The organism is Acidovorax sp. K2F, from assembly GCF_025246485.1.
Lineage (GTDB): Bacteria > Pseudomonadota > Gammaproteobacteria > Burkholderiales > Burkholderiaceae_C > Acidovorax > Acidovorax delafieldii.
The window spans coordinates 21744-39086 of the sequence record NZ_JAOBSQ010000004.1 but is presented as its reverse complement, the minus strand read 5'-3'; the positions used below and the strand labels follow the sequence as shown (position 1 = coordinate 39086).

Genomic DNA, 17343 nt, shown 5'->3' with positions numbered 1-17343 from the left:
CCGCTCGAATTTTCCTTTTGCCATTTTTCCGACTCCGAAAAAAATCTAAATCAACACAACAGGATCTCGGCGCAACCAGAACCGGACGCACCAGAAAATGGTGCCCATGGCGGGAATCGGACCCGCGACCTCTCCCTTACCAAGGGAGTGCTCTACCACTGAGCCACATGGGCGATTGGCGCCGCTCACACAACACCAAAAATCTCTACTCAACAAACCAGCACAACAAACAATGGAGCGGGAGACGGGAATCGAACCCGCGTCATTAGCTTGGAAGGCTAGGGTTCTACCATTGAACTACTCCCGCGCAGACCACCGGCCTTTGCGAACCCAACTTTGCACTCACAAAGTTCAGCATCACTTTCAACACTGCTCACTCACTGGTGGAGGGGACTGGATTCGAACCAGTGTAGGCGTAAGCCAACAGATTTACAGTCTGCCCCCTTTAGCCACTCGGGCACCCCTCCGGAGAATTTCGAATTATAGCACCAAATTTTTACGCATTTAGAAATTAAACGCATTTGACGCTCTTCACTAACGCTGAAAGCGCTCGCTGCTGCATGTACCGTTGGTGCGGCTGGCGGGGATCGAACCCACGACCCTTGGCTTCGGAGGCCAATACTCTATCCACTGAGCTACAGCCGCATACCTCTGATTGACGCAGCCTTTGATTATTGCACGCGGCAAGCATCCAAACAAACAAAGCCCTGGCGCTCAGCCACCACAGGATGCAGCAGGCACTTTCGTACCGACCAGCGACAACCCCACACCACGCAAAAATGCGTCGGTGCTGGCGCCACCTACGCCAATGAGATCAAAGCCACCATCATTCAGAATCCAGTTGCGGATCAGCCCATCAAAAAGGGCATGCAGGCTGATGGCCGCGTCCATCGCCGACATCGACAGCACCACCCCCTGCGACTCAGCAGCCAGCGCAAAGTCGCGCGCCAGCTGCTGCGTAAACCCTTCGGAGGCCGCAACATGGCGCTCGCGCAGCCCCATCAGCTCGTTCACGTATTCCACCTTGTACAACGCAATCTCGAAAACCCGTCGGGTGTGCTCGTCCGAGGCCACACTGCGCAGCACCAGCGCCATCACCGCCCGAAGGCGTTGCACAGGATCAGCGCAAGTGCTGCCTTCAAAACTGGCAAAACCCTGCTCCAGCGGCAGCGTGACACGGTCCATCATGGCGCTAAACAGGTCCACCTTGTCCTTGAAGTGCCAGTAAATCGCACCACGCGTGGCTCCCGCAGCCTGGGCAATATCACTCAGCGATGCGCGGGACACCCCTTTTTCCCGAAACACCAACTCAGCCGCATCGATCAACCCGTTGCGGGTTGCGATTGCATCTTCTTTTGTCCGGCGCGCCATAGTCAAACATCCTGTTGAGTCTCCAAAACCCCTACGACTGCCTAGGGGCATCTGCAGCAGTCAACAATTATACATTCATGTCTGTATGTATAATTTCTGATCAAACTGTCGGGGCATTGAGCGAAGCGCTCTAGACCTCCCACTTTTTTCCAGATCCCTTTTTTTGACGCCCACCAAAGGACTCTCATGCCTCAACTGCGTGACGCATCCGGCACCCCTTACTTGCGTGCCACCACCACCCGACGAGTGCTTTCGCTGGCTGCCATCAGCGCAGCGGTACTGCTTGTGTCCGCCTGTGGCAAGGCCGATGGACAGGCCGCCGGGGCAGGCGGTCCCAAGCCGCCCCCGGTCGAAGTGGGAGTCGTTACCGCCACGCCCGGCGACGTGGGGCTGATCACAGAACTGCCTGGCCGCGTGGAGGCGTCTCGGGTGGCCCAAGTGCGCGCACGGGCCGCCGGCATCCTTCAGCAGCGCGTGTTCAAGGAAGGTAGCGACGTCAAGGCCGGGCAAGTGCTGTTCCGCATTGATCCCGCTCCCTACGCCGCAGCGGCAGAGAGCGCGCGCGCCAGCCTCGCCAAGGCCCAGGCCAATCTGGCACAGGCCAGCGCACAAGCTGAGCGCTATCGCCCCCTGGTTGCAGCCAATGCCATCAGCAAGCAGGACTTTGTAAACGCAGAGGCGGCCGAGAAACAAGCCCAGGCCGACGTGGCGGCCGCCAAGGCTGCTGTGCGCACCGCCGACATCAACCTCAGCTATGCCAGCGTGACCTCCCCCATCTCCGGCCGCATTGGCCGCGCACTGGTCACCGAAGGCGCCTTGGTCGGCCAAGGCGAAGCGACCGCATTGGCTGTGGTGCAGCAGATTGACCCGGTGTACGTGAACTTCACCCAATCGGCCGGTGACGTCTTCCAACTGCGGCGCGCTATGGAAAGTGGGCAGTTCAAGCGCGCTGGCGGCAGCCAGGCAGCCAGCGTCAAGCTGGTGCTCAGCGACGGATCTGAATACGCACAAGCTGGCAAGCTGCTGTTCACGGACTTGTCGGTGGACTCCACCACCGGCCAGGTCACCCTGCGCGCAGAGGTGCCCAATCCCAAGGGCGAGCTGCTGCCCGGACTGTATCTGCGTGTGCGGATTGAACAGGCACAGGCCAGCAACGCCATCACCCTGCCCCAGCAGGCTGTCACGCGCACCCAGCAGGGCGACACGGTCAGCGTGGTTGGCGAGGACGGCAAGGTGTCGCAGCGCACCGTCAAGATCAGTGCCGCACAGAACAACCGCTGGGTGGTGCTGGACGGTCTGAAGGCGGGTGAAAAAGTGATGGTGGACGGCTTCCAGAAGCTGCAGATGCTGCCTCCCGGAACCCCGGTAAAGCCCGTTCCATGGCAAGCACCAGGCACGCCTGCGCCGGCAGCAGCGACTGCCTCAGCGCCAGCCTCCGCAGAGGCGCCGACAGCGCCCGCTTCGGCCGCATCCAAGCCATAAGGGGCAATCCAGCATGGCCAAATTTTTCATTGACCGCCCCATCTTTGCGTGGGTGATTGCGCTGTTCATCATGGTGATGGGCGGCGTAGCCATCACGCAGCTACCCATTGCACAGTACCCGCCGGTGGCACCACCGTCCATCGTCATCAACGCGGCCTACCCCGGCGCATCGGCGCAAACCCTCGAAGACAGCGTGCTGTCGGTGATCGAACGCGAGATGAACGGCTCCCCCGGGCTGATCTACATGGAATCGGTCGCGCAGGCCGATGGTTCCGGCAGCATCACGCTGAGTTTCCAGCCCGGCACCAATGCCGACCTGGCGCAGGTGGACGTGCAAAACCGGCTTTCACGGGCCACGCCGCGCCTGCCTTCTGCCGTGACACAACAGGGGGTGCGCGTGGACAAGTCGCGCTCCAACTTCCTGCTGTTCACCATGCTGTCGTCCAGCAACCCGGCCACCGACACCGTGGCCTTGGGTGACTATGCGTCGCGCAACGTGGTGCCAGAACTGCAACGCCTTAAGGGTATTGGCCAGGCCCAGCTGTTTGGCACGGAGCGCGCCATGCGCATCTGGATCGACCCGGCCAAGATGGTGAGCTACAACCTGTCGGCAGCAGAGATCACCGCCGCCATCCGCGCCCAGAACGCCCAGGTGGCCAGCGGCACCATTGGCGACCTGCCCAATGTCGCGGGCCAAGGCATTGCCGCCACCGTGGTGGTCAATGGGCAACTGTCCAGCGTTGAACAGTTCGGTAACGTCGTGCTGCGTGCCAACACCGATGGCTCCACCGTGCGCATCAAGGATGTGGCGCGTGTGGAACTGGGCGGCCAGGCCTACGCCACCGCCGCGCGCCTGAACGGAAAGCCCGCCGTGGGCATCGGCGTTCAGCTGTCGCCCAGCGGTAACGCACTGGAGGCCGCCAAGGACGTGCGCGCGAAGATGGATGAGCTGTCACGCTACTTCCCCGAAGGCATGAGCTGGAGCATTCCTTACGACAGCTCGCGCTTTGTAGACATCTCCATCAAGCAGGTCGCAGAAACACTGGTCGAGGCCGTGGTGTTGGTGTTCCTGGTGATGTTCCTGTTTCTGCAGAACTGGCGCTACACCATCATCCCGACGATCGTGGTGCCGATCGCGCTGCTGGGTACGTTTGCCACGCTGCTGGCGCTGGGGTTCTCGATCAACGTGCTGACCATGTTTGGCATGGTGCTGGTGATCGGCATCGTGGTGGACGACGCCATCGTGGTGGTGGAGAACGTTGAGCGCATCATGAGCGAAGAAGGCCTGTCGCCGCTGGAAGCCACGCGCAAGGCCATGCGCCAGATCTCGGGCGCCATCATTGGCGTGACGGTGGTGCTGATCTCGGTGTTCGTGCCACTGGCATTTTTTGCAGGCTCCACGGGCAACATTTACCGCCAGTTCTCGGCGGTGATGGTGGCATCCATTGGCTTCTCAGCCTTCATGGCCCTGTCGCTCACACCGGCACTGTGCGCCACCCTGCTCAAGCCGGTCGAGGCGGGGCATCACCACGAGAAGACTGGCTTCTTTGGCTGGTTCAATCGCGGCTTTTCGCGCACTGCCAAAGGCTATGAAGGCTTTGTGGCCCGCATGCTGCGGCGCGCCGCGCGTTACCTGGTGATCTACGCAGCCATCATCGGTGCAGTGACCGTGGTCTACATGCGCCTGCCGACCTCGTTCCTGCCCAGCGAAGACCAGGGCAATATCATCGTCAACGTGCAATTGCCACCGGGCGCCACGCAGGAGCGTACGCTGGCCGTGATGGAGCAGGTCGAAGGCTTCATCCTCAAGCAGCCCGAGGTGCAAAGCATGGTGGGCGTGCTGGGCTTCAGCTTCTCCGGCCAGGGCCAGAACGCGGCCCTTGCGTTTGTGACCCTCAAGGACTGGAGTGAACGCCATGGCCCCGGCCAGTCGGCACAAGACGTGGCCAACCGGGCCTTCGGTGCGCTGATGGGTATTCGCGATGCGTTCATCTTTCCGCTGAGCCCGCCTCCCATTCCCGAGCTGGGCAACGCCAGCGGCTTCACATTCCGCCTGCAAGACCGGGGCGGCGCAGGGCACGAAGCCCTGGTGAAAGCCCGCAACCAACTGCTGGGCATGGCCTCGCAGAGTAAGGTGTTGACGCAGTTGCGCCCCGATGGTCTGGAAGATGCGCCCCAGCTGCAAATCGACATTGACCGTGACAAGGCCAACGCGCTGGGCGTGCCCTTCGACGCCATCAACTCTGCGCTCTCCACAGCGCTGGGCTCCAGTTATGTGAACGACTTCCCCAACCAGGGCCGCCTGCAGCGGGTGGTGGTGCAAGCCGATGCGCCCGCACGCATGCAGCCTGACGATCTGCTGCAGATCAATGCCACCAACAGCCAGGGCAAACCGGTACCGCTGTCGGCGTTCGCGACAACGCGCTGGGTGACCGGCGCGCAGCAAACCGTGCGCTACAACGGCTACCCCGCCATGCGAATCTCCGGCTCGCCCGCACCGGGCTACAGCACGGGAGCTGCGATGGCCGAGATGGAGAAGCTCGCTGGCCAACTGCCCCAAGGCTTCGGTTTTGAATGGACCGGCCAGTCACGCGAAGAAAAGCTGGCAGGCTCGCAGTCGCTCATCCTGTACAGCTTTGCCATCCTGGCGGTGTTCCTGTGCCTGGCTGCGCTGTACGAGAGCTGGTCGATCCCGCTGGCCGTGATCCTGGTGGTGCCCCTGGGCGTGCTGGGCGTGCTGCTGGCCACCTTGCTGCGCGGCTATGCCAATGACGTGTACTTCCAAGTGGGCCTGATCACCATCATTGGCCTGTCAGCGAAAAACGCCATCCTGATCATCGAGTTCGCCAAGGACCTGCAGGCCCAGGGCAAGGGCGTGATCGAGTCGGCGCTGGCCGCCGCGCATTTGCGGTTCCGCCCCATCGTGATGACCTCGATGGCGTTCGGCCTGGGCGTGCTGCCGCTGGTCGTCGCGTCGGGTGCGGGCTCTGCCAGCCAGCGGGCCATCGGCACCGGCGTGCTGGGCGGCATGGTCACTGGCACCGCACTGGCCGTGTTCTTTGTGCCCGTGTTCTTTGTGGTGGTGCGCAGCCTGTTCAAAGGCAGCGCGCGCCAGCAGGAAATGAACCGCCGCCATGCAGAAGAAGCAGGAGTTGGAACCCATGAATAAGAACCGAAGTACCCCCATGGCGTTGGCAGCAGCCACGGCGGCTGCGCTGCTGGCTGGCTGCTCGTTCATCCCCACCTATGAGCGCCCGCAGCCCCCCGTCCCCGCCACCTACGCCGGCGGGGCGGCAACGACCGACAGCGCAGCTGCGCAGTCGGGAGCCACCGTGCCCTGGCAGAACTACTTTGCCGAGCCACGCCTGCAACAGCTCATCGACATTGCGCTGGCCAACAACCGCGACCTGCGTGTGGCCATGCTCAACATCGAGCAAGCTCGGGCCACCTACCAGGTACGCCGGGCCGACCTGTACCCGGGCGTGGGACTGGCCGCCAATGCCAGCCGGGCCCCTGCCACGGGCACGGGCAACCTGACCAACTCGTTCAGCGTGGGTCTGGCCGTATCCGCATGGGAAATCGACTTCTTTGGCCGCATTGCGAGCCTCAAGGAGCAGGCACTCGCCCAGTACCTTGCCACGGAAGAAGGCCGCAACGCCGCACAGGTGAGCCTGGTGGCGGCAGTGGCCAATGGCTGGCTGACACTGCTGGCCGACGAGGAGCTGCTGGACCTGTCGCGCCAGACCCTTGCATCGCGCGAGGAGTCGGTGCGCTTGACCCGGATGCGCCTGGACGCGGGTGTGGCATCCGAGCTCGACTTCCGCCAGGCCGAGTCGCTCACCCAGGCGGCCCGCGCCACGCTGGCGCAACAGCAGCGCCAGCGCGCGCTCGACGAAAACGCACTGGTCCTGCTCCTCGGTCAGGCACTGCCGCAGGACGTGCGCGCCAGTCTGGCCGGTGGCAAGCTGGCCGACGCGCCTGCGATGGCACCGTTGCCTGCCGGCGTGCCGTCGGAGCTGCTCACCCGCCGGCCGGACATCCGCCAGGCGGAGCAGCAACTGATTGGCGCCAACGCCAACATCGGCGCTGCGCGGGCCGCGTTTTTCCCGCGCATCTCCCTGACGGCGCAGGCAGGCACAGCCAGCGGCGAGCTGTCCGGCCTGTTCAAGAACGGCTCCTGGGGCTTCACCATCGCGCCATCCCTGCTGCTGCCCATTTTTGACGCGGGCCGCAACCAGGCGAATCTGGACAGCGCCCGGGTCGGCCGGGAGATTGCCGTGGCGCAGTACGAAAAGGCCATCCAGACCGCGTTCCGCGAGGTCTCGGATGCGCTGGCGGGGCAAGCCACGCTGGGCGAACAGGCCCAGGCCCAGCAACAGCAGGCCCAGGCAGAGGCCGCGCGCCTGCAGCTGGCCGACCTGCGCTACCGCAACGGCGTGGCCAGCTATCTGGACCTGCTGGACGCACAACGCTCGCTGTTCACGGCCCAGCAGGCGGTGGTGCAGGTGCGGCTGGCGCAACTGCAAAACCAGGTGTCGCTGTACAAGGCACTGGGGGGTGGAGCGCCCGACACCAGCGCCCAGCTCCCCTCCTGACGCCCTGCGCGGGAGCGAGCGCAGCCCCTGGGGCGCTGCGCTCGCTCTGGGGCAAACCCGTGGTTGTCTGCATCCAGCGGGGATGGGAATAACCATCCCCGCAGATATAATTTAAGGTTGATTACACCGAAGCCCCCGATACACCTGAGGACGACATGAGCGACAACCACCACGAAGAAGCCCATACCGGCCCGATCAAGAACCCCAAGCAGTTGCTGGTCGCGGTACTTTTCTCGTTTGTGATTCCGATCTTTGCCATCATTGGCTTGGTCCTGTATGTGACGTCGGCGGACAAGCCCGCTGCCGGTGCCGTCAACCCCGAAAAGGCCATCGCCGAACGCATCCAGAAGATCGGCATGGTCGAAGTGCGCGACGCCAACCGCCCCCTCAAGAGCGGCGAAGAAGTGTTCAAGGCCCAGTGCTCGGCCTGCCATGCTTCCGGCGCTGCGGGAGCCCCCAAGTTTGGTGATGCCGCTGCCTGGGCTGCGCGCATTGGCACCGGGTTTGAAGCCCTGGTGCAGTCGGCCCTGAAGGGCAAGGGCGCCATGGCACCCCAAGGTGGCGGCGACTTCAACGACACCGAAATTGCGCGCGCTGTGGCCTACATGGCCAATGCGGGTGGGGCCAAGTTTGCCGAACCTGCTGCTCCCGCAGCCGCTGCCCCAGCCGCTCAGGCAGACGCAGCGCCAGCCGCCGCTCCTGCACCAGCACCCGCAGCAGCCCCTGCAGCTGCTGCGCCCGCTGTAGCGGTAGCTGCCGCACCTGCAGCCGCCGCAGCAGGCGCTGGCGAGGCTCTGTACAAGCAGGCTTGCCAGGTGTGCCACGCTGCCGGTGTGGCCGGTGCTCCCAAGTTTGGTGACAAGGCCGCCTGGGCCGCTCGCCTGCCCGCAGGCATCGACGCGCTGTACACCAGTGTCGCAAAGGGCAAGGGCGCCATGCCTCCGCGTGGCGGCTCCCAAGCCTCTGACGCCGATCTGCGCGCCGCGGTGGAGTTCATGGCAGCCGCAGCCAAGTAGGGCAGCGCCTCACCCTGCACGGGCGGGGTAGAACCCCACCCAGAAAGCCGGTCCTTGCGACCGGCTTTTTTTTCGTCTTGCAGGTTATCCAGTGCCGTGGTGAGCCGCTCTGAGTGCCTGCAACTCCGGGTTGAAGGCGGTGGGGCGGAGCTTCAGGTTGGCCGCGACGCCCCGGCTTGCGACCGGGCGCGCGGACTGCAGACATACCCGTAGCGTGCCGGAAGGTCCTGCGCCTGTACGTCCTGCAGCGTCCAGCGTCCGTCAGTCACTGCCTCTGCAGCCAGTGCCACATCCAGCGTGTGCACCAGCCCCAGGCCCAGGTCTGTCTCCAGGTACACACGGCCTTGCTCGTCCAGCAGGCAGTGGCGGACCGACGCCTCCCGGCCCGTATGGCTGATGGCGCGCAGGTCTTGCGGCTGCAGACGCCAGACCCAGGGCGTGGCCTCCAGTTCGACATACACGCGCTGGGGGCCGTTTTGAAAGAACCACTGACCCTGGTCGTCATGCTCGTAGTTGCGGGCTATGAACGCGATGAGCTTGTCGTGCTGCAGCAATGACCCTTTGCTGTGCGGAAACGTACCCGCTGCCTGCACCGCGTCGTCGCGCAGATACCAGTGGCCGCGCGCATCCAGGCCCAGCCAGCCGTAGCAGTCGGGCACGTTGGGCCATTTGGCCAGTGCCTGTTTGACGATGTCATCCATGGGCGGATTGTGCGCCGTGCAGCGCCAGCGCCCCACTGTGCTCGGCCAGCCACCCTCCCACGGCGTCGGGCATGGCGCGCACATGCCCCGGTGGCAAGCCGCGCGGGAACCCCACATGCCCGCCATGCGGCGGCTGCCAGAGCGTCACATGGCGTCCCACCTCGCGCACGCCCGGCAGACTGCCAGCGGGCACAAAGGGGTCATTGCGCGCGTTCACCACCAGCGCCGGAATGCGGATACGGTGCAGCAGCGGCTTGGCCGACGCGCGCAGCCAGTAGTCCTCGGTATTACGGAATCCGTGGACGGGCGCGGTGAACACGTTGTCGAACGCGTACAGGTCCCGCGCGGCCAGCAGCGCCTGCCGGTCAAACAGCCCCGGGTGCTGGGCCAGCTTCTGCAGCGCCTTGGGCACCAGGGTGCGCATGAACATGCGCGTGTAAACCAGCCGGTTGAAGCCGCGCCCAATGGCATGCCCGCCCGCTGCCAGATCGATCGGCGAGCACACGGCCGCCACCGCATCCGCGCTGCGCGCAGCGTCAGTGCCCACTTCGGCGGCCCAGCGCAGCAGGGCATTGCCGCCCAGTGACACTCCTACCGCCATCAGCGGCCCCTGGTGGTGCACACGCAGCTGCTGCAACATCCAGCCGATCTCCGCATGGTCGCCCGAGTGGTAGGCGCGCGGGGCACGGTTGATCTCCCCGCTGCAGCCGCGAAAGTGCGGCAGCGCGCAGGCCCAGCCGCGCTCGCGGGCCAGGTCGGCAAAGGCTTCGCAGTAATGGCTGCGTGATGAGCCCTCCAGCCCGTGGAACACCACCAGCAGCGGCCTGGGAGCGTCAGCCACCACACCGTCCTGGAGAAAGTCCACATCGACAAAATCGCCATCGGGGGTGTCCCAGCGCTCACGGCGGTACTCGGGACGCGGGCCGAACACCCGGCGTGCGTACAGCGCGGGCCAGATCGTTTGCAACTGGCCACCGGGGAGCCAGCGAGGCGCTATGTATTTCATAGCTATCAAGGCATATGTTGTCGGCGCATACAGCCAATTGGACCCAAAATCCTCACGCAGGGCCCTCTCAATGCAGAACGGGGCGCTGCGCCAGCACATCCACCTGGGCGTCGGGCGCCACGCCCGGGCTGGCGTGGTGGGCCACCATGCGCCAGCCTTCGGGGGTCTTGTGGTACACGTTGGTGGCCATGACCACGGCCTGGTGCAGGCCGTCAGGCAGCATCACCTCGACCTGCTCGACCACGCTGTGCACGGCACTCGACAGCGCCACCACGCGGTGCACCTGCGCCGGCCGGGCACGCACCGTGCCATGGGAAAACATGGCCTCGAACGCCGCACGGATGGCGGCGGGCCCCAGCAGTCGCGGTCCGCCCGGGTGCACACAGACAATCTCGTCATCGTCCGCCCAGCACGACATCAGCAGCTCGATGTCACCGCGCTGCAGCGCCTCATAAAACGCGGTTTCGGTTTCATCCGAAGAGCCACCCAGGGTGGCTGCTTTTGATCGGGCGCGGGGCATGTTAATTCTGGTGGTAAGTGGGTCGGAACGGCGTGACAGGTGCAACGCCAGCCTGCTATTGTGCGGCGGCGGTGCAATGCCTTGCTGCCTACCGATTTTGTACGCGCTCGGGCGGGGGCCCACCATCGCTGGTCTCCGACCAGTTTGCGGACTGGCGCCCTCCGGTTTCTGGCACAGTCATCCCATTTCTCCATCGGCGGACTCCACCATCATGATGATCCAACGTCTTCTTGCCCTCCTCACCTTGCTCGCCGCCACGCTCACGCTGAGCGGCTGCGGCTACAACGACTTCCAGCGCCTGGACGAGCAATCGAAGGCCGCCTGGAGCGAAGTGCTCAACCAGTACCAGCGCCGTGCCGACCTGGTGCCCAACATCGTCGCCACCGTGAAGGGCGAGGCCAACTTTGAACAGGAGACGCTGACCAAGGTGGTCGAGGCCCGCGCCAAGGCCACGGCCATCCAGGTCACGCCCGAGACGCTGAACAACCCCGAGGCTTTCAGCAAGTTCCAGCAGGCCCAGGGAGAGTTGTCCAGCGCCCTGTCGCGCCTGATGGTCGTGTCCGAGCGCTACCCCACCTTGCAGGCCAACCAGGGCTTTCGCGACCTGCGGGTGACGCTGGAAGGCACCGAAAACCGCATCACCGTGGCCCGCAACCGCTACATCCAGACCGTGCAGGAGTACAACGTGCTGGCCCGCAGCTTCCCCACCAACCTCACGGCCATGGCCTTCAGCTACGCCCCCAAGCCCAGCTTTACCGTGGCCAACGAGGCCCAAATTTCCGTGCCGCCCACGGTGGACTTCTCCGCATCCAAGGCCAAGCCCTGAACAACCCCTTGCAGGGCCTGACGTGAGCTGAATATGCTGCTAGCGCCTATTCGATATGCCCTGATAGCTATATTTTTTATAGCTGCATGGCCTATCTTTGGCTGGGCCCAATCGCAGCCGCTGGCTGTGCCCCCGCTGACCGGCCACGTCATTGATCAGACCGGCACGCTCAGCGCCGCAGACACCCAGGCGCTGGAGGGCCAGCTGGTCGCCCTCGAAAAAGCCCGCGGCTCGCAGGTCGTCGTGCTGATGGTGCCCACCACCGCACCAGAAGACATCGCCGCCTATGCCAACCGCGTCGGCAACCAGTGGAAGATCGGGCGCCGCGACGTGGGTGATGGTGTGCTGGTGCTGGTGGCCAAGAACGACCGCAAGATGCGCATCGAGGTTGCCAAGTCTCTGGAAGGCGCCATCCCCGACATCGCTGCAGCACGCATCATCGACGGCGCGATGAAGCCCCGCTTTCAGCAAGGCGACTTCGCGGGAGGCCTCGGTGCAGCGATCACGCAGATCGGCGCGCGCATCGCGGGCGAAGCGCTGCCCGCCCCGACCGAGACACCCTCTCCTGCCGCCGGAGGCAGCAGTCACGGCCTGTTCGACTGGACGGACTTCGCCATCTTCCTGTTCTTTGGCGTCATGGTGGCCGGCCCGCTGGCGCGCAGCCTCCTGGGGGCTGCGCTGGGCGGACTGGCGGTAGGAGGTGGCGTAGGCGCCCTGGCGTTTGTGTTCACCTCCAGCCTGCTGCTGTCGGTGGGCGCGGGCGTGATTGCGCTGCTCTACACCTGGCTTTTTGGCGGCAGCAGCGGCCCCATCAGCCTGGGGCATGGCGGCGGAGGCTCCGGGGGCTGGAGCAGCGGCAGCTCGGGCGGATTCAGCAGCAGCAGCAGCAGCAGCAGCGACAGCGGCGGCTTCAGTTCGGGCGGCGGAGGCGATTTTGGTGGCGGCGGTGCATCGGGGGACTGGTGATGAGTGTTGACAACAGCGAGCAACCAACGCACACGCTATGGCGTTCCATCTGGAGGCTCGTCCACCATCGCTGGCACGACGCCTTCGGCCGATCGGCCATCCCGTTGCAAGCGCTGCAGCGCCTCGGCGCGCAGGTCGCTGCCAGCGAGCGGCAGCACACCGGGCAGATTCGCATCGTGGCGGAAGCGGGGCTCCCCTGGAGCTACCTGCGCCGTCACGCCAATGCACGCGAACGCGCGCTGATGCTGTTCAGCAAACACCGTGTGTGGGACACCGAACACAACAACGGCGTGTTGATCTACCTGCTGATGCCGGAACATGCGTTTGAGATCGTTGCCGACCGGGGCCTGGCACGGCATGTCCCACCCACCGCATGGCAGGATATGGCGACGAAGATGTCGGCCCAGTTTCAGCAAGGCCACTACGAAGAAGGCCTGGCGCAGGCTGTGGGCGCGGTAGGCGCCCTGCTGGTGGAGCACTTTCCGCGCGCCACTGATTCGCCCTCCGTCAACGAGCTACCCGACGCGCCGCTCCTGCGCTGAATACCGGCTGGCGGCCATCCCGAGCATCTACAACGCGACACGCATCAGAGCGCCCAGAGGGCAGCCATTGTGTGTATGGGCGGGCTGCGGCTCAGCCTGACGGTACATTCAGTTCAGCCGCAAACTGCTTTCCATGGGCATCGAATTAAATACCCCACATCGAGCCCCTGCAGGCCACATCGCTGAGCTAACCCGCTGACTCTGCGCAGGAGCCCCCTCACACGCCTGCAGCTCTACAGCTCTGCACGCTGCCACCGTCCTGAATATGTACCCGGGTTATCCATCAGCAGGTACCTATCTCCGGCCGAACCATTGCCCCAAGCCCACGGACTGGCCCTCATCCCATCTTCATTGTTTCCAATACTGGAACAGTTAGTTCGCGACCCGGTGGTTTTTCTCTGCACCCCACCGGCGTACAGTTCATCCCATCGATGAGCCGAACCCGCAAGGCGACTCACCGAACCCGGTCTCAGGCAGCTTTCTTTGTTTTTGGCGCTTTGTTCCGGTTTTTTGAGCCGCTTCTTTAACTTCAAGGATTTCCATCATGAACAACACCGCACGTTTCCTCTCTATCGCCGCTGTCGCCGCTTTCGCTTCTTTTGGTGCCCAGGCTGACGAAGCCGATGCTTCGCAGTTCGCCACCAAGTTTGAAACCAACCGCACCCGCGCTGAAGTGGCCGCCGAAGCCGCTACCGTGGCCCAGACCCGCTCGATCGAACCCGCTGGTTCGCGTGTGGTGACCTACAAGTCCACGGCTGACCGTGCTGCCGTACGTGCCCAGGCTGCTGAAGCAGTGCGTACCGGCCAGATTTCTTCGGGTGAGCGCGGCTGATTCACCAGGGGCGGCTGAATCTGCCGCCCTGGTTGTGCCGTATCTCTCAGTACCCAAGTCCTCTTTTTAGAATTTTCCGGAGTTTCACCATGAACAAGTCTGTCCGTTTCCTGTCCGTTGCTGCTGTCGCCGCTTTTGCCGCTTTTGGTGCCCACGCTGATGAGGCCGATGCTTCGCAGTTCGCCACCAAGTTCGAAACCAACCGCACCCGTGCTGAAGTGGCTGCCGAAGCTGCTACCGTGGCCCAGACCCGCTCCATCGAACCCGCTGGTTCGCGTGTGGTGACCTACAAGTCCACGGCTGACCGTGCTGCCGTGCGTGCCCAGGCTGCTGAAGCCCTGCGCACGGGCCAGATCTCTTCTGGCGAAATCGGCAACGCGATGTAATTGCCAGAGGCCCCATGCGGACCGCATGAGGGTTTTGTGAAAAGTGCCAATGCAAAAGGCCGGGGCCCTGTGAGGGGCCCCGGCCTTTTTTAGTCTGGCGGGCAGCCGTTTCGTTTCGGAGCAGCGCTAAAAGTCACCGACCATCCACATCAAACGGAACTCATGGCAATCCACGGCTGAGGTGGAGTGTATGCATCATGGCAACGCCAATGCTGGAGGCCATCCACACGGCGCAGAAATAAAAAAACCCGGCATTGCCGGGTTTTTTGCCGCACAGGAGTGCTCGCTAAAGCTCACTTCTTCTGGCGGAACTTGCGCAGTGCCGCAATCTGGGCTGCCATAACAGCCAGCTCGGACTGGGCCTTGGCCAGATCGATGTCGCTCTTGGCGTTCTTGAGCGCTTCTTCGGCTGCAGACTTGGCTGCGTTGGCCTTCTCGTCGTCCAGGTCCTTGCCACGGATGGCGGTGTCGGACAGCACGGTCACGCAGTTGGGTTGCACTTCCAGAATGCCACCGGCCACGAAAACGAACTCTTCGCCACCGTCAGCCATTTCGATGCGCACCGAGCCCGGCTTGATGCGGGTGATCAGCGGGGTGTGGCGGGGGTAGATGCCCAGTTCGCCAGCTTCGCCGGGCAGAGCGACAAAACGCGCTTCACCGGAGAAGATGGACTCTTCGGCACTGACCACATCAACGTGGATGGTGTTCATCATTGCTCCTAGGAAAAGGTGGGTTGCTTGATTGCTGAAGGCCGCGCTGCCATGGGCTGCCCGGCCGACGGCTCATCAGGCCACCTTCTTGGCCTTTTCGAAGGCTTCGTCAATGGTGCCCACCATGTAGAACGCTTGCTCTGGCAGGTGATCGCATTCGCCGTTCACGATCATCTTGAAACCGCGGATGGTTTCCGACAGGGGAACGTACTTGCCTGGCGAACCCGTGAACACTTCGGCCACGTGGAAAGGCTGCGACAGGAAACGCTGGATCTTACGAGCGCGGGCCACGGCCAGCTTGTCTTCAGGAGCCAGTTCGTCCATGCCCAGGATGGCGATGATGTCGCGCAGTTCCTTGTAGCGTTGCAGCGTACCTTGCACGGCGCGGGCCGTGGTGTAGTGGTCTTCGCCCACCACGTTCGGGTCGAGCTGGCGGCTGGTGGAGTCCAGAGGATCCACGGCGGGGTAGATACCCAGCGAAGCGATGTCACGCGACAACACCACGGTGGAGTCCAAGTGAGCAAACGTCGTGGCAGGCGATGGGTCGGTCAAGTCATCCGCTGGCACATACACGGCCTGGATGGAAGTGATCGAACCGACCTTGGTGGACGTAATACGCTCTTGCAGACGGCCCATTTCTTCGGCCAGCGTAGGCTGGTAGCCCACGGCGGAAGGCATACGGCCCAGCAGAGCGGACACTTCGGTACCGGCCAGCGTGTAGCGGTAGATGTTGTCCACGAAGAACAGCACGTCACGGCCTTCGTCACGGAAGGATTCCGCGATGGTCAGGCCGGTCAGGGCCACGCGCAGACGGTTGCCTGGGGGCTCATTCATCTGGCCGTACACCATGGCGACCTTCGAGTCTTCGAGCTTCTCGAGGTTCACCACGCCGGAATCGGCCATTTCGTGATAGAAGTCGTTCCCTTCACGGGTACGCTCGCCCACACCAGCGAACACCGACAGACCACTGTGGGCCTTGGCGATGTTGTTGATGAGTTCCATCATGTTCACGGTCTTGCCCACGCCGGCGCCGCCGAACAGACCCACCTTGCCGCCCTTGGCGAACGGGCACACCAGGTCGATCACCTTGATGCCGGTTTCCAGCAGCTCTTGCGATGGCGACAGTTCGTCGTACGCAGGGGCCTTGCGGTGGATGGAGGCCGTCAGGTCCTGGCTGACCGGACCGCGTTCGTCGATGGGCGTGCCCAGCACGTCCATGATGCGGCCCAGCGTCGCCTTGCCCACAGGCACGGTGATGGGGTTGCCGGTGTTGGACACCATGATGCCGCGACGCAGGCCGTCGGACGAACCCAGGGCAATGGTACGCACCACACCGTCGCCCAGCTGCTGTTGCACTTCCAGCGTCAGCGACGAGCCTTCGAGCTTCAGGGCGTCATAAATCTTGGGCATCTGGTCGCGGGGGAACTCCACGTCCACCACAGCGCCGATACATTGAACAATTTTGCCTTGCACTTGAGCCATTTTTCGCTCCAATAAAGTAGTTTGTTGAGCTGCTTACACAGCAGCGGCGCCAGCCACGATTTCCGAAAGTTCTTTCGTGATCGCTGCCTGGCGCGTCTTGTTGTAGACCAGCTTCAACTCGCCAATGACGCTGCCGGCGTTGTCGGTGGCAGCCTTCATGGCCACCATGCGCGCCGACTGCTCGGACGCCATGTTTTCCGCAACCGCCTGATAGATCAGGGACTCGACATAACGGACCAGCAGCTCGTCGATGACGCTTTGCGCATCGGGCTCATAGATGTAGTCCCAGCCGTGCTCCGTCTTCTCAGCCTGCATCTGCTCGGAGGACAGGGGGAGCAACTGCTCCACCACCGATTCCTGCTTCATGGTGTTGATGAACTTGGTGTAGCTCAGGTACACCGCGTTGATCTTGCCTTCTGCGTATGCATCGAGCAGCACCTTCACCGGGCCAATCAGCTTGTCCAGGTGGGGGGTGTCGCCCAGACCCGTCACGTGCGAAACCACCTTGGCGCCCACACGGTTCAGGAAACCCAGGCCCTTGTTGCCAATCGCCACGGCTTCGGTCGAGACGCCAGCACCTTGCAGTTCACGCAGCTTGGTCGTCACGGCACGCAACACGTTGGTGTTCATGCCGCCACACAGACCCTTGTCTGTGGTGATGACGATGACGCCAGCGGTCTTGGCATCGTTCACTTTCATGAACGGATGCACGTACTCTGGGTTGGCCTTGCCGAGGTTGGCTGCAATGTTGCGGATCTTCTCGCTGTATGGGCGGGCAGCCCGCATCCGGTCCTGCGCCTTGCGCATTTTGGATGCGGCCACCATTTCCATGGCTTTGGTGATCTTCTTGGTGTTTTCCACCGATTTGATCTTGCCGCGTATTTCCTTGCCTGCTGCCATGATGGCTC

At 63.4% G+C, this 17343-nt stretch carries 16 protein-coding genes and 4 tRNA genes; 9 read left to right on the top strand and 11 right to left on the bottom strand.

All coding sequences use genetic code 11. The features are described from left to right. Positions 1–98: 98 nt before the first annotated feature. The 5 genes from N4G42_RS02210 to N4G42_RS02190 all read right to left on the bottom strand — a co-directional run bounded on the left by N4G42_RS02210 (position 99) and on the right by N4G42_RS02190 (position 1371). Positions 99–173 (bottom strand) — tRNA-Thr (locus N4G42_RS02210). A 60-nt stretch (positions 174–233) separates the two neighbouring features. Further along, positions 234–307, bottom strand: a tRNA-Gly gene (locus tag N4G42_RS02205). A 74-nt stretch (positions 308–381) separates the two neighbouring features. After that, positions 382–467: transfer RNA gene (locus tag N4G42_RS02200), tRNA-Tyr, on the bottom strand. A gap of 102 nt (positions 468–569) precedes the next feature. Further along, positions 570–645, bottom strand: a tRNA-Arg gene (locus N4G42_RS02195). 69 nt (positions 646–714) lie between these two features. Further along, positions 715–1371 (bottom strand): TetR family transcriptional regulator, encoded by a 657-nt coding sequence (locus tag N4G42_RS02190; protein WP_260665996.1) that lies wholly within the window; start codon positions 1369–1371, stop codon positions 715–717. A 186-nt stretch (positions 1372–1557) separates the two neighbouring features. Between N4G42_RS02190 and N4G42_RS02185 the strand changes: the two genes are divergently transcribed. The 4 genes from N4G42_RS02185 to N4G42_RS02170 all read left to right on the top strand — a co-directional run bounded on the left by N4G42_RS02185 (position 1558) and on the right by N4G42_RS02170 (position 8464). Then, positions 1558–2853 (top strand): efflux RND transporter periplasmic adaptor subunit, encoded by a 1296-nt coding sequence (locus N4G42_RS02185; RefSeq protein ID WP_260665995.1) that lies wholly within the window; start codon positions 1558–1560, stop codon positions 2851–2853. Between the two features lie 13 nt (positions 2854–2866). After that, positions 2867–6022: an efflux RND transporter permease subunit gene (locus N4G42_RS02180; protein ID WP_056059085.1), complete on the top strand. Its 3156-nt coding sequence runs from the start codon at positions 2867–2869 to the stop codon at positions 6020–6022. Continuing rightward, the gene (locus N4G42_RS02175) at positions 6015–7448 is read left to right on the top strand and encodes an efflux transporter outer membrane subunit (RefSeq protein ID WP_260665994.1); all 1434 of its coding nucleotides are present in this window, start codon (positions 6015–6017) and stop codon (positions 7446–7448) included. The genes N4G42_RS02180 and N4G42_RS02175 overlap by 8 nt, the downstream gene beginning before the upstream one ends. A gap of 155 nt (positions 7449–7603) precedes the next feature. Further along, complete coding sequence (locus N4G42_RS02170; RefSeq protein ID WP_099731472.1) at positions 7604–8464, top strand: c-type cytochrome; 861 nt, start codon at positions 7604–7606, stop codon at positions 8462–8464. A gap of 152 nt (positions 8465–8616) precedes the next feature. On the opposite strand, the gene N4G42_RS02165 is transcribed toward N4G42_RS02170, so the two are convergent. The 3 genes from N4G42_RS02165 to N4G42_RS02155 form a co-directional block, all read right to left on the bottom strand. After that, positions 8617–9165 (bottom strand): DUF2946 family protein, encoded by a 549-nt coding sequence (locus N4G42_RS02165; RefSeq protein ID WP_260665993.1) that lies wholly within the window; start codon positions 9163–9165, stop codon positions 8617–8619. Continuing rightward, entirely contained in the window at positions 9158–10171 is a 1014-nt protein-coding gene (locus N4G42_RS02160) for a YheT family hydrolase (protein WP_146869805.1), read from the bottom strand. The genes N4G42_RS02165 and N4G42_RS02160 overlap by 8 nt, the downstream gene beginning before the upstream one ends. A 67-nt stretch (positions 10172–10238) precedes the next feature. Continuing rightward, positions 10239–10691, bottom strand: a complete 453-nt coding sequence (locus N4G42_RS02155) for a YybH family protein (RefSeq protein WP_056059073.1) — start codon at positions 10689–10691, stop codon at positions 10239–10241. Positions 10692–10905: 214 nt separating this feature from the next. Here N4G42_RS02155 and N4G42_RS02150 point away from each other — a divergent pair, with 214 nt between their 5' ends. The 5 genes from N4G42_RS02150 (at position 10906) to N4G42_RS02130 (ending at position 14243) form a co-directional block, all read left to right on the top strand. Next, positions 10906–11517, top strand: a complete 612-nt coding sequence (locus tag N4G42_RS02150; RefSeq protein WP_056744158.1) for a LemA family protein — start codon at positions 10906–10908, stop codon at positions 11515–11517. Positions 11518–11550: 33 nt separating this feature from the next. Next, positions 11551–12483: a TPM domain-containing protein gene (locus tag N4G42_RS02145; RefSeq protein WP_260665992.1), complete on the top strand. Its 933-nt coding sequence runs from the start codon at positions 11551–11553 to the stop codon at positions 12481–12483. Continuing rightward, positions 12483–13025 (top strand): TPM domain-containing protein, encoded by a 543-nt coding sequence (locus N4G42_RS02140; RefSeq protein ID WP_260665991.1) that lies wholly within the window; start codon positions 12483–12485, stop codon positions 13023–13025. Before N4G42_RS02145 ends, N4G42_RS02140 begins: the two co-directional genes overlap by 1 nt. Before the next feature lie 544 nt (positions 13026–13569). After that, entirely contained in the window at positions 13570–13857 is a 288-nt protein-coding gene (locus tag N4G42_RS02135) for a hypothetical protein (protein ID WP_056746105.1), read from the top strand. 89 nt (positions 13858–13946) lie between these two features. Beyond that, positions 13947–14243 (top strand): hypothetical protein, encoded by a 297-nt coding sequence (locus tag N4G42_RS02130; RefSeq protein ID WP_056062211.1) that lies wholly within the window; start codon positions 13947–13949, stop codon positions 14241–14243. A gap of 293 nt (positions 14244–14536) precedes the next feature. On the opposite strand, the gene N4G42_RS02125 is transcribed toward N4G42_RS02130, so the two are convergent. The 3 genes from N4G42_RS02125 to atpG all read right to left on the bottom strand — a co-directional run bounded on the left by N4G42_RS02125 (position 14537) and on the right by atpG (position 17335). Next, positions 14537–14953, bottom strand: a complete 417-nt coding sequence (locus N4G42_RS02125; RefSeq protein WP_015012216.1) for a F0F1 ATP synthase subunit epsilon — start codon at positions 14951–14953, stop codon at positions 14537–14539. Between the two features lie 75 nt (positions 14954–15028). After that, complete coding sequence (gene atpD / locus N4G42_RS02120; RefSeq protein WP_056058846.1) at positions 15029–16435, bottom strand: F0F1 ATP synthase subunit beta; 1407 nt, start codon at positions 16433–16435, stop codon at positions 15029–15031. 33 nt (positions 16436–16468) lie between these two features. Then, positions 16469–17335 carry a F0F1 ATP synthase subunit gamma gene (atpG, locus tag N4G42_RS02115; RefSeq protein ID WP_056058853.1) on the bottom strand — a complete coding sequence of 289 codons (867 nt, stop codon included), beginning with the start codon at positions 17333–17335 and terminating at the stop codon, positions 16469–16471. Positions 17336–17343 lie beyond the last annotated feature (8 nt).

Bases quoted from the DNA above. Each gene is read 5' to 3' on its own strand.
- N4G42_RS02190 (WP_260665996.1), bottom strand. From the start codon at position 1,371: ATGGCGCGCCGGACAAAAGAAGATGCAATCGCAACCCGCAACGGGTTG.
- N4G42_RS02185 (WP_260665995.1), top strand. From the start codon at position 1,558: ATGCCTCAACTGCGTGACGCATCCGGCACCCCTTACTTGCGTGCCACC.
- N4G42_RS02180 (WP_056059085.1), top strand. From the start codon at position 2,867: ATGGCCAAATTTTTCATTGACCGCCCCATCTTTGCGTGGGTGATTGCG.
- N4G42_RS02175 (WP_260665994.1), top strand. From the start codon at position 6,015: ATGAATAAGAACCGAAGTACCCCCATGGCGTTGGCAGCAGCCACGGCG.
- N4G42_RS02170 (WP_099731472.1), top strand. From the start codon at position 7,604: ATGAGCGACAACCACCACGAAGAAGCCCATACCGGCCCGATCAAGAAC.
- N4G42_RS02165 (WP_260665993.1), bottom strand. From the start codon at position 9,165: ATGGATGACATCGTCAAACAGGCACTGGCCAAATGGCCCAACGTGCCC.
- N4G42_RS02160 (WP_146869805.1), bottom strand. From the start codon at position 10,171: ATGAAATACATAGCGCCTCGCTGGCTCCCCGGTGGCCAGTTGCAAACG.
- N4G42_RS02155 (WP_056059073.1), bottom strand. From the start codon at position 10,691: ATGCCCCGCGCCCGATCAAAAGCAGCCACCCTGGGTGGCTCTTCGGAT.
- N4G42_RS02150 (WP_056744158.1), top strand. From the start codon at position 10,906: ATGATCCAACGTCTTCTTGCCCTCCTCACCTTGCTCGCCGCCACGCTC.
- N4G42_RS02145 (WP_260665992.1), top strand. From the start codon at position 11,551: ATGCTGCTAGCGCCTATTCGATATGCCCTGATAGCTATATTTTTTATA.
- N4G42_RS02140 (WP_260665991.1), top strand. From the start codon at position 12,483: ATGAGTGTTGACAACAGCGAGCAACCAACGCACACGCTATGGCGTTCC.
- N4G42_RS02135 (WP_056746105.1), top strand. From the start codon at position 13,570: ATGAACAACACCGCACGTTTCCTCTCTATCGCCGCTGTCGCCGCTTTC.
- N4G42_RS02130 (WP_056062211.1), top strand. From the start codon at position 13,947: ATGAACAAGTCTGTCCGTTTCCTGTCCGTTGCTGCTGTCGCCGCTTTT.
- N4G42_RS02125 (WP_015012216.1), bottom strand. From the start codon at position 14,953: ATGAACACCATCCACGTTGATGTGGTCAGTGCCGAAGAGTCCATCTTC.
- atpD (WP_056058846.1), bottom strand. From the start codon at position 16,435: ATGGCTCAAGTGCAAGGCAAAATTGTTCAATGTATCGGCGCTGTGGTG.
- atpG (WP_056058853.1), bottom strand. From the start codon at position 17,335: ATGGCAGCAGGCAAGGAAATACGCGGCAAGATCAAATCGGTGGAAAAC.